Source organism: Poriferisphaera sp. WC338, assembly GCF_050931845.1.
Classification (GTDB): domain Bacteria; phylum Planctomycetota; class Phycisphaerae; order Phycisphaerales; family Phycisphaeraceae; genus Poriferisphaera.
In genome coordinates this window covers 3,290,188-3,309,278 of record NZ_CP194516.1, presented here as the reverse complement: position 1 = coordinate 3,309,278, position 19,091 = coordinate 3,290,188, and the positions used below count along the sequence as shown (strand labels likewise).

General features: G+C 50.4%; 13 protein-coding genes. 11 read left to right on the top strand and 2 right to left on the bottom strand.

Annotated elements, in window-relative coordinates:
- Positions 1–11: 11 nt before the first annotated feature.
- Complete coding sequence (locus ACQ6WK_RS13685) at positions 12–452, bottom strand: nucleoside deaminase (RefSeq protein WP_432797941.1); 441 nt, start codon at positions 450–452, stop codon at positions 12–14.
- 107 nt (positions 453–559) lie between these two features.
- Between ACQ6WK_RS13685 and ACQ6WK_RS13680 the strand changes: the two genes are divergently transcribed.
- From ACQ6WK_RS13680 to ACQ6WK_RS13640, 9 genes are all read left to right on the top strand, one after another.
- Positions 560–1,489 (top strand): alpha/beta hydrolase, encoded by a 930-nt coding sequence (locus ACQ6WK_RS13680; protein ID WP_432797940.1) that lies wholly within the window; start codon positions 560–562, stop codon positions 1,487–1,489.
- A 21-nt stretch (positions 1,490–1,510) separates the two neighbouring features.
- Positions 1,511–2,218: a deoxyribose-phosphate aldolase gene (gene deoC / locus ACQ6WK_RS13675; protein WP_432797939.1), complete on the top strand. Its 708-nt coding sequence runs from the start codon at positions 1,511–1,513 to the stop codon at positions 2,216–2,218.
- A 370-nt stretch (positions 2,219–2,588) separates the two neighbouring features.
- Positions 2,589–3,407 (top strand): hypothetical protein, encoded by an 819-nt coding sequence (locus ACQ6WK_RS13670; RefSeq protein ID WP_432797938.1) that lies wholly within the window; start codon positions 2,589–2,591, stop codon positions 3,405–3,407.
- A 53-nt stretch (positions 3,408–3,460) separates the two neighbouring features.
- Entirely contained in the window at positions 3,461–4,315 is an 855-nt protein-coding gene (kdsA, locus tag ACQ6WK_RS13665; protein WP_432797937.1) for a 3-deoxy-8-phosphooctulonate synthase, read from the top strand.
- A gap of 246 nt (positions 4,316–4,561) precedes the next feature.
- Positions 4,562–6,628 carry a hypothetical protein gene (locus tag ACQ6WK_RS13660; RefSeq protein ID WP_432797936.1) on the top strand — a complete coding sequence of 689 codons (2,067 nt, stop codon included), beginning with the start codon at positions 4,562–4,564 and terminating at the stop codon, positions 6,626–6,628.
- Positions 6,629–6,693: 65 nt separating this feature from the next.
- On the top strand, positions 6,694–9,888 hold the full coding sequence (locus ACQ6WK_RS13655) for a VWA domain-containing protein (protein ID WP_432797935.1): 3,195 nt from the start codon (positions 6,694–6,696) through the stop codon (positions 9,886–9,888).
- Between the two features lie 42 nt (positions 9,889–9,930).
- Positions 9,931–10,953 carry an AAA family ATPase gene (locus ACQ6WK_RS13650; RefSeq protein WP_432797934.1) on the top strand — a complete coding sequence of 341 codons (1,023 nt, stop codon included), beginning with the start codon at positions 9,931–9,933 and terminating at the stop codon, positions 10,951–10,953.
- 37 nt (positions 10,954–10,990) lie between these two features.
- On the top strand, positions 10,991–11,920 hold the full coding sequence (locus ACQ6WK_RS13645; protein ID WP_432797933.1) for a DUF58 domain-containing protein: 930 nt from the start codon (positions 10,991–10,993) through the stop codon (positions 11,918–11,920).
- Between the two features lie 42 nt (positions 11,921–11,962).
- The gene (locus ACQ6WK_RS13640; RefSeq protein WP_432797932.1) at positions 11,963–13,984 is read left to right on the top strand and encodes a vWA domain-containing protein; all 2,022 of its coding nucleotides are present in this window, start codon (positions 11,963–11,965) and stop codon (positions 13,982–13,984) included.
- Between the two features lie 91 nt (positions 13,985–14,075).
- Here the strand turns inward: ACQ6WK_RS13640 and ACQ6WK_RS13635 are convergent, their stop codons facing one another.
- Complete coding sequence (locus tag ACQ6WK_RS13635; RefSeq protein WP_432797931.1) at positions 14,076–14,663, bottom strand: Fur family transcriptional regulator; 588 nt, start codon at positions 14,661–14,663, stop codon at positions 14,076–14,078.
- A gap of 170 nt (positions 14,664–14,833) precedes the next feature.
- On the opposite strand from ACQ6WK_RS13635, the gene purM reads away from it, so the two are divergent.
- Both purM and ACQ6WK_RS13625 read left to right on the top strand, forming a co-directional pair.
- The gene (purM, locus tag ACQ6WK_RS13630; RefSeq protein ID WP_432797930.1) at positions 14,834–15,919 is read left to right on the top strand and encodes a phosphoribosylformylglycinamidine cyclo-ligase; all 1,086 of its coding nucleotides are present in this window, start codon (positions 14,834–14,836) and stop codon (positions 15,917–15,919) included.
- A gap of 261 nt (positions 15,920–16,180) precedes the next feature.
- The gene (locus ACQ6WK_RS13625; protein WP_432797929.1) at positions 16,181–18,727 is read left to right on the top strand and encodes a sensor domain-containing diguanylate cyclase; all 2,547 of its coding nucleotides are present in this window, start codon (positions 16,181–16,183) and stop codon (positions 18,725–18,727) included.
- Positions 18,728–19,091 lie beyond the last annotated feature (364 nt).

Sequence of the window (19,091 nt, the reverse complement as noted above, 5' to 3'; positions counted from 1 at the left end):
TTGATGGGCAACTATAGTCCGATGTCTTCGTTCCAGAGGTCGGGATGTTGCTTGATGAAGTTGGCCATCATTTGGATACAGGTTGGGTCGTTGAGGTTGATGAGTTTGACGCTATGTTGCTGAAAGAGTTCTTCAGCACCAAGGAAATTCTTGTTTTCGCCGATGATGACGCGCGGAATTTTGTAGAGGAGCGATGTGCCTGTACACATGATGCAGGGCGAGAGGGTTGAGGCGAGTGTGAGGGAGTGCCAGTCACGGCGGCGGCCAGCAGCTCGGATGCAAACAGTTTCAGCATGCGCGGTGGGGTCGCCGGTTTGTACGCGGAGATTGTGCCCGCGGGCAACGATGTTGCCGTCTGCATCAGCAAGGACAGAACCGATGGGGAGCCCACCTTCTGAGAGGCCGAGCTGTGCTTCTTGGATGGCGTGGTTGAGCAGTTTTTGATCGGTCATGGTTGGCTCCCTGCGGTTTCATAGTACTCAAAACATTGTACTGGGTTGCGACGGGAATAGGCATCAAGGCAGAAAGCTAACGCGAGGTCGGGTATGCTGTTGTGATCATGGATACATTGTTGGGCTTACTGCTTTTGTTTTTTGTGGCGTGGCTGATCATTGTGATCGGTGGGACGTTGGGTTTGGTTTGGTCGTTGCGTCATCCGACTCGGCGGACGTTTGCGGTGGCGCTTGGGCGTGGGCTTGCAACGCAGCCAGAGGAATTGGGATTGAGCGGGGAGGAAGTAAATTTTAGCTTTGCTGATGGGAGCGGGACGAGTGGTTGGATTTTGGAGGGTGGAAAAAGAGATGGGCCGACGGTGGTGGTGGTGCATGGATATGGCGACAGCAAATACGGTGCGATGAATGGGGTGGGGAAGGTGATCTGTGATGCGAAAGTGGCGTGGAAAGTGGTCGTGTTTGATCTGCGCGGGCAGGGGGAGAGCGAAGCAAAGACATGCGGGCTTGGAATGCTTGAGCCCGCGGATGTGAAGTGTGTGGTGGAGCAATTGGCTGAGGAAGATGTGAAACGCGGCGTGGTGCTATTTGGGTATTCGATGGGCGCGGGGAATGTAATTCGCGCCCCTGAAATGTGCGACGATGAGGATCCGTGCATCATTGGTGTTATCGCGGAAGGGCCGTACCGTTTTTGGGATGAGCCGGTGCGGAATGTAATGCGATTAAAGAAGTATCCGACGTGGCCGCTTGTGAGCTTAGCGGGTCCGATTCTGAATCGTAAATTGCCAGGCTTATTGGAAATGGATCGTGAGGAGGATGCGAGAAAGCTGACATGTCCGCTCTTGGTACTGCACGGAACACAAGATGTAGTATGTGGCATGGATACTGCGGAGTCGATCGCAAAGGCTGCAGAACAAGGGGAATTTGTCGCAATTGACGGGGCAGGGCACACGAGACTGGCAGAACATGATCCAGCGCGTTACGGTGTGGTGTTGAAAAAGTTTTTTGAAGCATTAGACCAAGATGGTGCTGCCCATTAAGGAATCCAAGAGGAGCCACATATGGATATTGCAAACTATATTGATCACACCTGTTTGAAAGCAGAAGCAGAGAAAACTGAGATTCGAACACTGGTTGATGAAGCGATGATTCATGGGTTTGCCAGTGTGTGCGTGAACGGTAGTTTCGTGAAGGCGGTTAGTAAAACGCTGCGTTCTCGGCAAGCTAAAACGAAGACATGTAGTGTGGTTGGGTTCCCGCTTGGTGCTATGAGCGAAGATGTGAAGAAGATTGAGGCTACGGTTGCAGCGAAAGATGGTTCGGAAGAAATTGATTTTGTGGGGAACTTGCCGAACCTGGTAAAGGGCGATGTAGAAGAATTGCGGGAAGATTTTTCACGGATTGTGAAAGAAGCACGTGCGGTGAATCCCGAGATTGTGGTGAAGGTGATCATCGAGTCTGCATTCTTGATGAAGGATGTGACAGATGCAGAAGCGGAACGGCGGATTGCCGCAGCATGTCAGGCCGCGATTGAAAGTGGTGTTGATTTTGTGAAAACGTCAACCGGTTTTCATGGAGCAGGTGGTGCAAGTGTCGAAGCGGTAAAGCTAATGCGGAAGCATGCGACAGGCATTAAGGTTAAAGCATCCGGCGGGATTCGATCTTATGAAGATGCGATGACGATGATTGATGCGGGCGCGGATCGGCTGGGTTGTTCGGCAGGTGTGGCGATTGTGACTGGTGCGGCAGCCAAGAGTGATGGCTATTAAGTTATCGACCTTCTAAAGGTAAGGTGATATAGCCCCTGACGCATGTCAGGATTTTTCAATGTCACGGAGCATTGGTGGCACTCATTTGCATTTTTGGAATGCACGAATGACTGAATGTAATTCTGGAGTAACGTCGCATATTCCCGTACATGCGCGTTCGGTACGCAAACGCCGAGATCCATATCTTTACGTATGGCGGCTGCTTTGTGGTAGGCCGGTTCAATATCCAGAATGTAGAGGTTGTGGTTATCCTATTGTGAACCTGCAGGGTGATCATTGCCCAGAGTGTGGTGCAGATTTATCGGTGACTGGCTATATGCCGGCATGCAAAAGAAAGCCCGTGATTCTGTCTCTCTTTTTCAGGTTCAGCATGTTGTTGGTGTTGGTGACGATGATCGTGCTTGGATATCTTTGGCAGCATGATGCGTACTTCTATTTCTACCGTGAGTATGGGATGCGGCGGACCCATGCCTTGTCTTTCCAGCGTCGCAATTGGCCACACAAGTATCGCAACACTGATGCCCACATAGTCGCTCTTTATTTAGTTTCCATCAGTCAGCCATTTGATCGTTCTTTCCGCTACAGCAAGGATGCCCTGCATGCCTATACGCTCATTAATTTGTCCGTTTTTCAGGATGCTCGGAGTATGGACGAAATCAACGGCCCGATTCTTGTGCTTGATCATGAGCAGCAACGCATGGGCACCTTATCTAAAGAACTTTTGCACAAGTATCAGGTGACGCATACAGGTGATTCTTTTGCTGATGATGAGCGAAGGGGCTATCCCGAGCGTTTTGTGACTGATCCGGAAAGCCCTCTTCAATGGGAAGACGCATCGGTTGGCGAAATCGAAATGTTCTTGCAGCAGCGCCTCGGATCATCGTGCCAAATCGCAGTTGATGAAACAGCTGCACTGCTTTTTAAGTATGCCTTTCTGCTGTCTGGAAATAAGCAGCATGAGTTTTTTGGGAAAGGCGGAGGTTGGGGGCTCTTGAGTGAAGTCGATGGCTATGATCATGCTGGAAGCGGTATGTCTAGTGGTTGGAGCAGGCACATCCCCGGCAGGTCGGCGGCGCATAATGACTATATTCTCTGGCTGTATTGGGCCGCTTGTTTGGCCGCCGCTTTGTTTGCGGCTTTTATCATCCGCCGAATTGAGTGCAGGTTTACAAATCGTCTCGAGGTATGACCTCTAAACAATCAAAATCTGACGAACTCGCGCGGGGCGGTTAAGATATGCGGATGAACCAAGCGAAAAAAACGATTGATGTGGGGCGGGTAAAAATTGGCGCGGGGCAGCCGCTTGCGATTATTGCAGGGCCGTGCGTGATGGAGTCGTATGACCAGTGTGTGCAGATTGGTTCAGCGGTGCGTGATCGTTGTGCGGCCCTTGGTTTTGGGTACATCTTCAAGGGGAGTTTTGACAAGGCGAACCGCAGTTCGATTGGCTCGCCGCGGGGTTTGGGGATTGATGAGGGATTGCGGGTGATGGAGAAGGTGAAAGCAGAGTTGGGCGTGCCAGTAACGACGGATGTGCATGAGAGCGATCAGCCGAAACGGATTGCGCCGGTGATTGACTTACTTCAGGTGCCCGCGTTTTTGTGTCGTCAAACCGATTTGCTTGTGGCTTGCGCGGAGACACAGAAGACTGTGAATGTGAAGAAAGGACAGTTCCTGTCACCTGCCGAGATGGATAACGTGATCAATAAATTGATCGAGAGTGGGGCAGGAGAGACTGATGGCGGAATCATGCTCACTGAGCGCGGCACGTTTTTTGGGTACAACCGGTTGGTAAATGATTTTGTGGGTGTGGGTGATATGGTGGCCGGTGAGTGGCCGGTGTGTTTTGATGTGACGCATTCCACGCAGCAGCCGGGCGGGCAGGGCAATGCTTCAGGTGGGCGGCCAGAACGTGCGCCGCTGCTTGCGCGATGTGCGGTGGCAGCAGGCGTGCATGCACTGTTTATTGAAACACATCCCGATCCTAAATCTGCTCTCAGCGATGGCGCGACGATGCTTCCGCTTGATCAGACGTTACCGTTGCTCGGAGATTTGCAACGGCTGCATCAGGTGATGGGCAGTATGTGCTGCGACTGATCGGCTTTGCCTCGTGAAGTTTTGCACAAATTTTGACGGTTGGTCGAACTCGTCTCTCATAGGATCTGTATCAATATTGAGCATGAAAGCCGCGATAGCTGCATTTGTGTGGAAGTTCTGTAAATGCTGGGAACGCGGGCGTTTCCGAGTTATGATGTATAGGTTGTCGTGTTAGTTTTAGACGGCAGCAGGTGCGATTCCGGCGGGGCGGGACAAGATCATTGATCGCTTTATTGAAGGGAGCCGATGGGCGCGATTGACCGGGTACTGAAGCGCGTGAGCAGGCGACTGTTTCTGCAGCGCTGGATCGACTGGCTGGCAACCATGCTTTTGTTGGGCGTGTTGCTTGCGGCGGTTATGCTACTGTTGCAGCATCTATTGCTTTGGGTTGTGCCAATGTTGGTATACGGCGTGCTTGGCGGATTAGTGTTGGTCTTGTCGTTGTTTTTTGCCTGGAGTCGGCGGCTGGGCAAAAATGAAATTGCTAAACAAGTCGACGATAAACTTGCGCTCAAAGACATGATTAGTACCGCGGTCTATGCCAAGAGGCAGGACGATCATCCGTTTGCGGGGAAGGTGATTGCGGATGCAGAGCAGGTCGCGAGTGAAGTCAGCGCGCTTGGGCCGGCGTTTAAGCTGCGTCTCGGTTCGCGGTGGTTGCATGTTGTGGGTGGCGTGTTGCTCGTAGCAGGGTTGGGTTTGTATCTTTCGATCTACCAGCCGGATCCATTCGGGATGCGAGCGAATCAAAAACAAATCGCGGCGAAAAAACAAAGCGAAAAACAATCAATCAAACATCTTCAGGAAGCCGAGGTTGTGTTACAGAAGGTGGATACGAAGAATGTCACGCGGCAGGCATCGTTACAGCAAGTTAATCATCAGCTGGCTTCATTGAGCCGCAAGCGTATTCAAAGTGATGCGGAGCGTGAAGAAGCACTGGAGCAGCTTGCTCGCATGCGCGAGCAAGTGATTGAGCAAAAGAAGCAGGAAGAAGAAGAGCTTAAGTGGGTGCGTAACACGATGAGTCGGTTAGAGACGACCGAACGAGGGCCGGCCGATGATATGATTGATGCCATGCGACGTGGTGATTTTAAAGAAGCCAGCAAAGAACTGAATCGCCTGTCGAATCAGATCAATCAGGATCAGATGTCGAAGCAGCAGAAAACGCAGTTGCAAAAGCAGCTCAAGGAACTATCTGAACAGTTAAATCAGGCGGCGGAAAAACAGGATGAGCTTGCCGAACAAAGCGAGCAAGCGATTAAAGATGCGCTGAAGGATGCAGGCTTGAACGATGCACAGATCAATGACCTGCAAAAGAAACAGTTTAATCCGCAACAAGTCAAAGAAGCATTGCAGCAGAAGGGGATAGACCCACAGCAAGCTAATGATGTGAACAAACAAGTTCAACAGCAGCAACAAAATCAGCAAACTCATCAAAATCAACAACGCACCAGCGGCGGTTTGTCGCAAGCCATGCAGCAGATGGCCAATGCGCTGCCGAAACAGCCGCAACCAGCTGCGCCGAATCAATCGCCTGGGACGCCACCGCAGCCGAAGCCTGCCAACCAGCAATCTTCACCTTCACAACCTCAGAACGCCCAGCCCCAGCAGACACCATCACAACAGCCTGGTCAGCAATCTTCACAACAACAAAATCAGCAACAAGGCCAACAAGGATCACAACCCGGTCAGCAACAAGGTGCGAATCAACAAAGTGGTCAACAGCAAGGGCAGCAGCCCGGGCAACAATCACAATCCGGCCAGCAGTCTGGTCAATCATCTTCAGGCGATTCATCTTCTGAGAGTCAGTTTTCTCAAGGCGCTGATGCTGCGCAGCAGCATTTCGGCCAGCTCGGACAGAAACAACAGCAGGCGAATCAGATGCAATCTGCACAATCACAAATGCAGCAAGCCATGCAGCAACTCGAACAGAGCGGCTCGGGTGGGCAAGACGAAAACGATCCTGCGAACCAGCAAAATCAAACGTCCGGCTCCAGTAGCGGGCAAGAAAGTGGTGGTCATCCACTTGGCGCTTCCCGAAACTCGGGCAAGATTCAATCTCAAAGAGTTGAACACTTGCAAGAAGGCGAAGATGGCAGGCAGATCGTGTCATGGGAAAAGGAAGGGCCGGTTTACGCAGGTGAACCCGGTGTGTCGGTCAGCATGGAAACTTCCGAAGCCGTTGAACATGCTGAGCAAGCAGTGAGTGAAAACCGTGTACCACGTCGGTATCACAAAACGCTTCATCAATATTATGGACAGTCGAATGATGACACGGGCAAGCTACAAGGAGCACCCGCGGCACCGGAATAATGCACCAGCTACATGACCCTACCTGATCATCAACCGAAGCATCACACACTGAGACGAAACCGCGATTGAGTATTGCTTTTAACCATCCTGAATATCTTTGGCTGATGCTATTGGCAGGGCCGATTGTTTGGCTGGGTCTGCGTAGCCTTCGTGCAATGGAAAAGGTTCGTCGTTGGACTGCAATTTCATTGCGATTGATTTTGTTACTTTTGCTCACGCTCATGCTCGCCGATTTGCAGATGGTGAGTTTTCATAGCGATCTGACGCTTGTTGTAGCAATGGATCAGTCTGAATCGGTACGGAAATTTGCAGATCTTAAAGCGCTTGGGGAAGCCGCAGAGGCTCGCGATCCATCATCAAAGGCTGATTATAAATCCACAGAAGATTGGATCGCGGATGTGACTTCGGATTTTGCCGAAGACAAGCGTGAAGATGACAAGGTTGCGGTATTGAGTTTTGACGGCCGCACTATGGTGCGATCCCAACCCAGTAAAATCGTGAACAGCGATCCGGGCGTGATCGTTTCGCCCGCAGAAGGAACAAACACTTCCAAAGCGATCCGTAGCAGTATCGGCATGTTCGATGCTGCCTCCAACGCGCGCGTCATGCTTATTACCGATGGCAACGATACTGAAGGTGACATGATCGATGCTGCTTACGAAGCCGCCGCGGCAGGCATTCCCATTGATGTATTGATTACACCGCTTCGCAATCAGAATGAGGTCATGGTCGAAAAATTGATCGCACCTGTCGAAGCGCGTGAAGGCCAAACCGTGGCGTTACGCGTTGTGCTTCGAGCGAATGTCCCTGCCACCGGTTTCCTACACATCAAACACAACGAGCAATTCATTGACCTGAAGATTGTTGATGATAACAGAGGCCGCCCTGTCAACAACGATGAATGGTCTTTGCGTAAACACGAAGGTGATGAGGGGGCAACACCGCTTGGCCGTTATGAAGCGGTGATTGATGACATTGAACTTCCACTAAATTTTACAGGTGTAAACAATTTTCAAGCCGTCTTTATGCCCGATGATGGCTATGATGCCACACCGATCAATAATGTCGCCGACGCATGTACCGTAGTGAAAGGTCGCGGCACCATTCTCTTTGTTGATGGCCTTGAAAACTCAAGTGGTGATATCCTCCCGCAAACACTTGCCAATCATGATCTACGTATCAAGAAGATTTCACCGGCGGCTTTCCCCGCCACACTCCGTCAGCTTCAACAATACGATGCGATTGTTTTTCAAGATGTTTCCGCCGACAAAATCTCTCAGCGTAGTCAGACCAACATCGTGAAATATGTCCGTGATCTCGGCGGCGGTTTTATCATGCTCGGTGGTCAAGGAGCTTTTGGCGCTGGTGGTTGGACCAATTCACCAATCGACAAAAAAATTCTGCCCGTCAGTTGTCAGATCCCGTCGCAAACACTGTTGCCTTCCGGGGCGCTGGTGTTGGTCATCGACCGTTCCGGCTCCATGACCGGCATGGTTAATGGCACGTACCGCAACAAACAGCAACTTGCTAATGAGTCCGCTGTACTTGCGCTTTCTACACTTTATCCGCAGGATCTTGTGGGTGTGGTTGCGTTTGATCAATCGCCTTATCTGATTTCTGATGTTAAGCCCAACAACAAGCCAGACGCTGTGGCCGAGCGTATTCGCGCCATCGAACCGGGTGGTGGCACGAATATATACAGCGGTCTTCAATTGGCTTATCGCAAGCTTGCGCCGCTCCGCACGAGTGATGCGGCCATCAAGCACATTATTCTTCTTACCGATGGGCAATCTGAGACTGATCAGGCAGCTTACAATAAGTTGTTCCGAAAAATGGCCGTTGCTGGCATCACCCTTTCTTCCATCGGTGTCGGCGATGATGTTGATCACACCTTTATGCAATGGGTCGCACAACGCTGCGGCGGGCAATATACACCAGTTAGCGATCCTACGATGCTCCCGCAGGTTTTCATCAAAGAAGCCAAGACGATCCGCAAGAATCTTGTCAAAGAAATCGACTTCACACCGCAACAACGCATGACCGGATCGCCTATCATTAACAAGTTTTCGGCCTATCCCGCGCTTAGAGGCTATGTCTTGACCGGCGAGCGTAACGATCGCCCTGTTTACACACCACTTGTTGGCCCAGAACAAGAACCCATCTTTGCACATGGTCGTGTGGGTCTTGGTCGTGTGGCTGCGTTCACTTCCGACGCGACCAATCGTTGGGCTGTGAATTGGCTTCGTTGGGGTGGATATGCGGATTTCTGGACACGTATTGTCCGTGCCGTCGCACGTCCTGCCCAGAGCAGCGAGATCGATATCTTCAGCGAGATCAGAGGAAATCAGATGGTTGTGCGTATCGATGCAGGGCTTGGTTTTGAAAAATCACGACACGGCAAAGCACAGTTCGACAACAGCCTCCGCGCGACAGGCGCGATCATGTCGCCAGATGGTGAGATTATCGATACAGAATTCACGCAGACCGGCCCCGGCATGTATGAAGCGGTGGTTCCTGTAAGCGGTGCCGGTAACTATGTGGTCGAGGCGATGATGACCGATATCGCCGGCCGCCAAGAGCGTGCCACCTCCGGTGCGACACGACTTCCCGGCAAAGAGCTCCGTCGCTTCGACACCAACATGACCGCGCTTAAACGTGTCACCGACATCACTGGCGGGCAACTCATCAATCCTCTTGCTGCATCAAATTTTAACCCCTTCAAACGCGATCAAGAAATATATGCAAGCACCCTGCGTTCGGTATGGATGCCGCTGCTCTATCTGCTGCTCATCCTACTCATCCTAGATGTGGCCAATCGCCGCATTGCATGGGACGCCGCAGAAATCGTGCAGTGGTATCGCCATCGTAGAGCCGAACGTAAACGTCGTAAGAGCCGTAAGACTGAGCAAACGCTCAGCAGTCTCCGTCGTACCAAGGATGAAACCACCGAAGCCACACGTACCGATGAAGATGCACTCGCGGAAGCTGCTGTTGCTGTTGCAGCGATCGAAGAACAACAACGTCAAAAACTCATCCAAGCAGCACGCGATCGTCGGGCAGGTAAGAAGTTCGCTGCAACTGAAAGTAAAGGCAAAGTCGCCAAACCGCTTGCTGAATCGCTCGGTGGTGCCGCCAACGCGCCCACCCACAAACCCGCACCAATCATCACTAAGAAACCAAATGATAAGCAGGATGAAGACGTTACCAGCCGTCTTCTTTCTGCCAAACGCCGTGCAAACCGGCGACTAGATCAAGATTAAAAGTAGATACACGATTGCTACCATGAATAGGAGTAGCTGAGCATGAATGAAAATACACAAGTATTGGAACAAGCGAAACAGTTTGTCAGCACCTACAAGGCTGTGAAGGATCAAGTGGGCCGCGTGATCGTTGGGCACGACGACATTATTGACGGTGTACTTACCTGCCTCTTTGTAGGCGGTCACTGTCTACTCGAAGGTGTCCCAGGCCTCGGCAAAACACTGCTTATCCGCAGCCTCTCTGAAGCGCTCTCGTTAGATTTTTCTCGTATCCAATTCACACCTGACCTGATGCCTGCCGATATCACTGGCACGACCATCGTGGTTGAAGGCCAATCACAAGATGGTTCGATTCGTCGCGAATTCCAATTCCAACGCGGGCCAATCTTCTCACAGATTATTCTTGCCGACGAGATCAACCGCGCTACGCCTAAAACACAATCTTCCATGCTCGAAGCTATGCAGGAACGTTCTGTCACTGTTAGTGGGACTTCGCATCCCATGGCCAAGCCCTTTTTCGTCATGGCCACGCAAAACCCCCTTGAGCAGGAAGGTACTTATCCTCTCCCTGAAGCTCAGCTTGACCGTTTTTTCTTTAAGCTCGATGTCGGCTATTCTTCTCGTACAGAGCTTCACGAAATCCTCGATCGCACTACACGTGCCGAATCGCCAACCATCGAAAAAGTACTTGATGCGCAGCGTATTATTGAGATCCAGAAACTCGTTCGACAAGTCATGATTGCCCCGAACGTGCAGGATTACGCGATCCGTTGTGTACTTGCTACCCATCCTGAAGGTGAGTTCGCCTCATCTCTCTCCAAGCAGTTTTTACGTGTTGGTGGCTCGCCTCGTGCGGCGCAATCACTCGTCCTTGGCGCTAAGGTTCGAGCGCTTCTCGATGGCCGTGGTCATGTCGCCATCGAAGATATCAAAGCTATTCTCCTTCCTGCCATGCGTCATCGCATTCTGCTCAACTTTGAAGCACAGGCCGAAGGGATGACCACCGACATGATTCTTCAGGACATCGCGGAGAAGATTTCTGCCAACGCATCGACGAGTGTTTAATCCATCATAAGCAAGTGAACCATTTATCGGAGCGACCTTGAATCAGCCCGTCATCAAAACCGAACGAGAGCCACTGCTCACACCCACGTTTCTCAAACGTCTTGAGCGGCTGGATATTCTCTCGCGCAAAATTCTGCGAGGTAAGATGCAAGGTGAACGCCGTAGTAAAAAACGTGGCCAGTCCGTCGAATTCGCTGACTTCCGCAATTACGTCTCCGGCGATGACCTCCGCTTTATCGATTGGAATCTTTACGCTCGCCTCGACAAACTTTTCCTTCGCCTCTTCATGGAAGAAGAAGACCTTACCGTCAGTATCGTCCTTGACACCACTGCCTCCATGAACCACGGCAACCCCAACAAACTTCGTTACATGAAGCAACTCGCCGCGGCGCTGTCATACATCTCACTCATTAAATACAACCGTCTCAGCCTATTCACTTTCACAGATGATATTACTGCCAGCTTGCCCAATCTTCGTGGTCGCCGCCCCATGCCCCATGTTATCAATTTTCTTGAAACAAACACACCTGAAATCACTTCCGCCACACAGCCTGGTGACTTTTCACGTGTTTGCAAAAGCCTTGCCCGTCATCAGCAACACCCCGGCGTGATCGTTCTCATCTCTGATTTCTTTGATAAGGGAGAGCTTGGCGACGCTTTAAATTATCTTACCGGCGCGACCCGTGATGTTTATGCTTTACAACTCCTTTCACCAGAAGAAGTAGATCCTCGTAAGGGTGACCTGCTTGGTGATCTTCGTCTTCAGGACATTGAGGACGGGGACATCACCGAGGTTTCCATCACCCCCGAACTTATTGACCGTTACCAGGCCAACCTCGAAGCCTACTGCAATCATGTGCGCACCCAGTGCAGTAAACGTGACATCCTCTACCTACTCGCCGATACCTCTGTCCCGGTCGAAACATTGATTTTAAAATACCTTCGTCAACGCGGTCTTGTTGGATAACCGTACAAACAAAACAGCAACCATGAGTAATAAACAATAAACATGAGCTTACTTTCACCCATCACAGCACTCATCGCCGCCGGTATTTTGATCCCGTCGTTGCTGTTGCTGTACTTCCTTAAGCTCCGCCGCCGGCGAATCGCTGTCTCCACCACGCTCCTTTGGCAAAAAGCAATTCAAGATCTTCAGGTTAATTCTCCTTTCCAGAAGATCCGTCGTAACCTTCTGCTGCTTTTGCAACTGATCATCCTACTTGCTTTGCTTATCGCACTTGCCCGCCCCGCGCTGCACGCCGATGCCGAAGTTGGTAAACGTGTTGTAATCCTTATCGACCATAGCGCATCCATGAATGCTACTGACATTACCCCCACCCGTCTTGCTGAGGCCAAACAAGCTGCTTATCAATTAATTGATAGTCTGGATCTACAGGAATCCCAAGACGATCAAAGTGGTGCGATGGTCGTCAGCTTTGCCGGCAGTGCTAAAGTTCGCACTCGTTTCACCAGCGATCGCGCCAAGCTTAAGCAAGCCGTCGACCAGATCCAGTCTACCGATCAGCCATCGCGTCTCGCAGAGGCGCTCGCCATCATTGAACCCGACGCGACTCAAGCCGACGGCAGTGGCAAACAGATGCAGGTTTACGTGATTTCAGATGGTCGTGTGCAGATGTCTAGCAACCAAAGTGTCGCACTTCGTGGTGCCAAACTCCGCTACATTAAAGTTGGGTCAAAGATTGACGATAGCACCGCACCCAATCATCCTGACAATATCGCCATCGTTCGTCTAGCCGCACGTCGTGACCTGCAACGCCCTCACATACTCCAACTTTTTGCCACCCTCGCAAACTACAGTAACAAAGGTATCACCACCAACCTGAAGCTTTTTGTTGACGACAAGATCGTGCAGGTTAAAAAGATCAAATTCAAAGCTATGCAGCAGGAAACACCTGATGAGCAGATTTTTACTTTCGATTTGATTCAACCTGACAGCGCCGCCGTCCGTCTTAACGTTGATTACGAGGACGCATTAGTTGCAGACAACACTGCGAGTATGATGATTGCGCCATCAAAGCAACTCCGTGTACTTTTGGTTACTGGTGGCCAGAACGCATCCGTCAACCGATCTTATTGGGAACGAGCTGTTCGCAGCATGGGCGTGCAAGATCTTGTCTACATGACACCTAAGCGATATGAAGATCAAGACCACGCGGCACTTCGCCGGGCAGGTTGGGACGCGGGTGTTACTGGCATCACGACTATGCAAGGTTTTGACCTCATCATCTTTGATGATTATGCCCCAACGACTCCACCCAACGTGAATAGTCTCTATTTTGGTTCACCACCATCTATTCAAGGGATAGATATCAAGACTAGCCTCAACACAGAACGCCTCGCCTACAACATCATCAGTTGGGAGCAGACCCACTCTTTACTGCGGCATCTCACCCTCAGCGATGTGATGCTCATTAATCCCGGCCGCCTTGTCCTCACCGATGATGCATCTGTCCTTGCGAACGCACGCTCCGGCCCGGTTATGGCGCATCTTATTCGTGATGGCACACAATACGTTTTCACCGCTTTCAGTCTCTCTGACACGCGTTGGCCCCTTCACTATAGCTTCCCTATGTTCGTCCAAAACGCACTGCAAACCATGGGGCTCGGCTCACAACTCGATACCGCAGGTCTGCACTATCTGACTGGCCAATACATTAAGATCCCTGTCGAGCAATCCGCCACATCAGTTACTTACACCGGCCCGACGACTGTTAGTCAACTCCAAATCCGCGATCAGCTTGCGGTGCTTGGCCCGATGGCACGTGCTGGCGAGTATCACACCGATCAAACCGATATTCAGCCACCTTATGATCGTCTATTCGTGAATCTTCTCGATCCGATAGAAAGTGATCTCCGACCTGTCGATCAACTTGTTGTAGGCTCTGTTTCCACACAAGGCCAATCTCGCCGTGCGGCGATCACACGTGAAATTTGGCATTACTTTGCATGGATCGCGCTTGCATTCCTCCTGATTGAATGGTTTCTTTATACACGTCGTATGCACATCTAATCCGTGCTTAGACGATCATCAATGACACCGGTCTACGCAACAAAAAACCGCGCCCTAAAAGCGCGGCCATTTACCTCATCACACATCATCATTATTTCGGCATACGTGGATGCAGTGCAGCATCAAGTGATTTCTGATACGCCTCTTCTTGCTTGTTGCAATCTGTTTCATGCTTTGGCTTGCGGGTTTTCGTATTGGCTGGTGTCACTGTTGTCACAGCTTCATGTTCAGCATTCAGATCCTCACCAATCAATTCGATCTGTATTTGGTTCACTTTGAACCCAAGCTGCTTCTCGATTTGTTTAATGAGATTTTCCGGGATCACTTCCAAAATCTGCTTGCCAAATGGCTCTGGCAAGTCGGCGATCTTTCCAGTTTTCTGGCATCGCAGATGCAGATGTGGTTCGTCCCCAGCGTCATATCGTGCGGACCCATTTGCTCCGGCTCCCGGTAGTTTTTGCGCCAATCCTACTTCGCAAAAGACTTCTAAGGTGTTGTAAACCGTTGCCAGACTCATCGCCGGCACCTTACCGCTAAGCGATCTAAACAATTCATCCGCAGTCGGATGTGCGCTCGATTTGGATAATGCTTCGTACAGAGCGGTTCGCTGTCTTGTGCAGCGCAGCCCGTGTTTGGCGAACAAGTCGCCGAGTTTCTTGATAGGCGCGGTATGATTCATACTTCTCCAAGTGTGGTGAAAAACACAACACTGCTCATACGTTTTATGGAACCCAAGCGTTCATTGTGTGGCTAGACGCCAATGTAAGGATAGTCCATTATCTGGCTGTTGCACGTACATATCCAGTAATATTTTACCTGAGCCGGGTTTACCGTACACTATCCAGCACTATGGCACGTAAAAGCAGCACCAAAAACGGTTTGACCTATGCCGACTCAGGCGTAGATATCGAGGCAGGCGATGAGGTTGTCGATCGCATAAAAGGCCACCTGCGCAGAACTTATGGCCCGCGTGTCCTCGGCAAGCACGGCGCTTTCGCGGGTTGCTTCCGGCTCGACTACAACGAGAAGCTCTTCAAACGCAACTATAAAGACCCCGTCCTTGTTTCAGGAGCAGATGGCGTTGGCACTAAAGTCATGCTAGCCATTGAGTTAGGCATCTATGACACCGTCGGACAGGATTGTGTCGCCATGAACGTCAACGACATGATCGTTCAAGGGGCCGAGCCGCTGTTTTTCCTGGATTATGTCGGGATTCACAAGGTGATCCCACAGCAGATGGAGCAGATCGTCAAGGGTGTGGCCGACGGCTGCCAGTTGGCGGGCTGCGCATTGCTTGGCGGTGAAACCGCTGAAATGGCGGATGTATACAAGGAAGGCGATTTCGATCTTGCGGGCTTCACGGTTGGTGTCGTTGAACTCTCTAAAGTTGTTGACGGTTCACGCGTTGAAGAAGGCGACGTTATTCTCGGTCTTGCGTCATCCGGTGTTCATTCCAACGGCTTCTCTCTTGTCCGCAAAATCATTGATCACGCTAAGCTCGACATCCGCAAGGTTTACCCCGAAGTCGATCCAGACCGCCCCCTCGGCGAAGTACTGCTTGAACCCACGCGCATCTACTCGAAGCAGATTTGTAGCGTACTGCGTTCCTATTCCCGCAAAAAACCTATCGGTGGCATGGCACATATCACTGGTGGCGGGTTACCCAACAACGTCAATCGAGCGTTGCCCTCTAACCTTGATGCAAAGATTTCCAAAAAAGCATGGGATGTACCTCCGCTTTTTAAATTCCTCAAGAAACATGGTAATGTCGCTCCTGCAGAAATGTTCCGTGTCTTCAACATGGGCATCGGCTACGTTCTGATCGTTCGGCCTCACTTCGCCGAAGCGATCACCACCAAGCTCAAACGCCAAGGTGAGACGGTTTACAACCTTGGCGAGATTGTGCCTGGCACTGGTAAAGTCTTGCTGAAATAAGCCGATAAATATTTAAGTCTTCGTCGATGATCCAGGGCAAACGATCGAGGCAAAGACATTCAGCCGCACATATATTTGTGCGGCTTTTTCATGCGCCAGATCCCACTCGCATGTCCGAGAAAAAGTTTATTCCACTACTGAAATCCATCATTCATTCGATAAAAACTTAGCTGCATTGCTTCATCGCCACTTCTGAATAACCGATGATCATGATGTATTCCGGAGGATTCAAGGCGCATCGTCTGCGCCTGTGGAGAAAGCATGGATTCGATCAAACCATGGCAATCTGTGGTCACACGCCTGGTACTCTGCCTTTTACTTGGCGGATTGCTCATCTCAGCATGCGTGGGGTTGCTTGAATGGCAACGCAGTCGTCGTGAAATCAGCTTGCAAGTTTCTAAACAAACGGTGCTTGTTGTGCGTGATCTGCAATCCAGTATCGCAGCTTTTGTCGTTGATCCGAAATCAACTGAAGGCCACATTGAACGCCAATTTCAACATGCTCTGACCAATCCATTGATTTTGAGTTTTCGCGTTCAAGGGCCAGAACTACAAGTCATTACTAAAGGTGATGACTCGCTTTTTCAAAACGAAAACCACGCTTGGCAGCTTGGACAATACATTAATCTCAAAGGCAACGAGATCGATCTCTCAAAGTTAACGCATGTGAGTGCGCCGTTTTTGATCAACGGAAAACGTCATGTGCTTGAAGCAATCATTGACGGCCCCGGTGCATGGGGGTGGCATGCAACATCACTCTGGTATCGCATTACAACAAGTTGGCTATTGCTTGGCGTGATCATTTTGCTCGGTCTTCTCCTGCTGAAACGCTGGTTTGTTGGGCCACTACTCGAAATCAATCGTCTTGTTCATGAGAATGCACCGCCGCGCGCATTCAATCGTCATGCGGAACATTACAATGGCGAATTCCAAATGCTCGCGATGTCCATCGGGAACATGATGTCCGACGTTGAGGATGCTACGCAAAAGCTCGAACGAAACGAACATTCTGTCAGACAACTGTATTTGCAAGCACCAACAGCGCTGATCAGTCTCGATCTTAATGGTTATATCGAACGCGCCAATGAACGGGCCGCTAAACTCTTTGGCCTCACTCGCTCCGAAGACCTTGTCGGTAAATACGGCTACGATTTTGTTCATGAAGCAGATCGTGCGCTACTCAAAGAATCGATCGCACGTCTTGCTTGGGAGTCATCTCGTCGAAGTGAGCTTCGCTTGCAACACAAGAGCCGTGCTATCGAAGTGAATGTAGATGCCGTCGGTGTTCGTGACGAACTCGGAGCACTTTGTGCTGTGCGTCTTGCGCTGATCGATGTCAGTCAATCCAAACATGCTTTCCGTCAACTCGAGGATAGTAGCCGTTTGCTCAACCTTGTGATCGATCACATGAGCGATGCAATTCTCTTGGTCGATAAAAAAGGCAAGGTTGTTACAGTCAATCAGCGCATGTGTAACCTGTTGCATCGGCCCGCTGAGATGCTCCGTGGCACATCATACAAAGCAGAATATTTTTGGGATCAACTTGGGATTCTCGATCAGGAAGCGTTTTTCCGACAAATCAAGCAGATCGAGATCGATAGCGATCGTTCCGCACAAGAACGATTTGAAGCGGCTGGTAGCACGTATTTGTTTAAAGGCACGCCTGTTCGTGACGGCCTTGGCAATTATCAAGGCCGCATGTGGACGATCTCTGAGGTTGTTGATAGCGATAACAATCGCCTCGCAAATGAGCACAATCATCGATTGCTAGCGGTTAAGCAGGTCGGCTATGCACTTGCAAAAGCACGTACCGTCGATGAATTGCTCGATGTGACCGTAAAAGAATTGTGTGAACTTTTCAATGTTGAGGCGGTAGGTGTTGCCATTCGCCATGGCGAAGTCGGTCAGCGTAGTAAGCAGGTTATTTATCGTGGCCGTAGTTCAAATTCATTGCAGTCCAACCGTAAATTGATTGATGTCATCGAGACTGGTTTGATGCCGGAGATCTTAGCAAATCCTGAGTTTGCCTATTGGCCGGACCTCGATCTCAGCAAAGGCTTTTGGCCAAACGATCATAAGCGTGCAGGATGGCGTTGTACCTTTTCTAATGCAGGATTTACTTCGCTTACTGTCGGTCCGTTGCTGGATAATATTGGAGCAGGGCAGGGACTTGTCTGGATCGCACAGCGTGCTGGCGAACATTTTGAACGTCATCACTTGCTACTCATCGAAATGATCACACCCATCATCGAAGCTCGACTTGAAATGGTGCAACTCAAAGAATCACTCGTACAGCTTGATCTTACTGATGCAGCTACTGATTTACCTAAGATGGATCAGATTACACGTGCTGCGAATCAATGGTGGCAGCAATCCGAGCCACAGTTAGCTGTGCTGTCGATCGAGATAGATCATTATGATCATGCGCTTGAAGTATTAGGCCAGTCCACAGCAGATGCATTACTCCGAGAAGTGGGCGTTAATCTGCAGAACACAATCCGCCGTTCATGTTTGCTTGCCAGAAATGTTGGGGCAACTTTTGTTGTACTTGCGCCTGAAATGAATAGTACGGTTGCGATGCAGACCGCCGAGCGTTTATGTCAGCACATGGGAGCGAAGCCGATCGATCTTGGTGAAGGGCGCGAATATCCCGTGACCTTGAGCGTGGGTGTGGCCAGCAGCGAGCAGCATTACAGTTCGTTTGACCATTTGTTGGATGCTGCTCACATTTGTCGCGAAAAAGCGCAACGACATGGTCGCAACTGTGTCGTCAGTGATATCGCGACACCTGATGCCGCTGCCGGTTAGTTTTCATTTCTTGTTTACACCAGTACCCCATTCTTCTTTGTCGAATACCTGTCATCAGGTAATTCTGTTGCTGTGCCATTTAGTGTTTATAGCGATACCTAAGAACCATAAATCCAGCTTTGGAACCCAATCGCGTATGTTTACACTGCTCACGTTGTTCGTACTGTACGCTGCGCCGCAATGTGCTTTTGGTGTTGTATACACAGCACATAGATGTAAATTCAATGTTATCAATGTATTACGATAGGAATATAGGATCCTGAGGATCCTGTCATGTTGATTTTTTACCACATCCCTGCACAGTCGACGTGATCAATTCGCCTGAATCGGCATTGCTTTCGATGGCATAAGTATCTTGTATTAA